Origin of the sequence: Kitasatospora sp. MBT63, assembly GCF_000710465.2 — a bacterium.
Taxonomy (GTDB): domain Bacteria; phylum Actinomycetota; class Actinomycetes; order Streptomycetales; family Streptomycetaceae; genus Kitasatospora.
Genome location: NZ_JAIZ01000692.1, coordinates 1 through 904 on the forward strand (window position 1 = coordinate 1; position 904 = coordinate 904).

Sequence of the window (904 nt, forward strand, 5' to 3'; positions counted from 1 at the left end):
GCGGGGTCGGCCTGGTCGGCCCAGGCGAGCACGTCGGCGGTGCTCCAGCCCGGGGTGACCACGCCGCGGCGCATCTGGCGCTGCCACAGGTCGAACGGGGACTGCTCGCTCGCCGCCGCGATCCGGGGGTGGTGGGCGGCCCACAGCCGCCAGGGCCGGGGCTCGTACGCGGCGCGGACGGCGGCCCTCAGCAGGGCGTCGCCCTCGGGGCCGTCGGGGAATCTGCGCAGCACGGAGGGGGCGAGCGCGAGCAGCGAACGGTCGTCGTCGCGCAGCGCGAGCTCGTCGAGCGCCCAGGCCCAGTTGACGCCGACGGCGACGTAGCCGCGCAGCAGGTCCAGGGCGTCCCGGCGGCCGTAGGCGGCGAGGTGGCCGAGGACCGCGAGGGCGAGGCCGGTACGGGCGTCGTCCCGGTCGATGCCGTCCTCGACGGAGTGCAGGTGCAGCTCGACGCCGGTGAGCGGCGCCTCCAGCTCCATGTAGAGGCGCGCGTAGTAGAGGGAGCGGTTCTCGATCTGCCAGTCGGCGCGGGGGTCCTCGGTGACGCACTGCTCGAGGGCGGCGATCGCCTCGTCGCGGTCGGCGGCCAGGGCATGCAGCTGCCCGTCACCGCGGCCTCGCTGGAGGAGGCCGAGGAGGCTGGCACTGGGCGCTATCACTGGCTCGAACATGAGGTCAGCATCCGTTGCGGCGGTCGTCGAGGCAACGGGATTTCCGTCGCCGGGGTCGGTTGGTCCTGCTCAGGCGCCCGGGCGCCGGAATCACCGAAGGCTACCGCCTGGGGGGCACATCCGCACACAGGGCGACTCAAAACGGCCAGGCCCGGGCGGGTCCGCGCCCGTTCCGCCCGGTGCCGCGCGGCGGGCGGCCACGGGTCCGCGGCGGGCCCGCGCCCGGGCCCGGG

At 76.0% G+C, this 904-nt stretch carries 1 pseudogene; it reads right to left on the reverse strand.

Going from position 1 to position 904, the window contains the following annotated elements:
• A pseudogene (locus AA75_RS36530) lies at positions 1–671 on the reverse strand (HEAT repeat domain-containing protein); the annotation flags it as partial.
• Between the last annotated feature and the right edge of the window lie 233 nt (positions 672–904).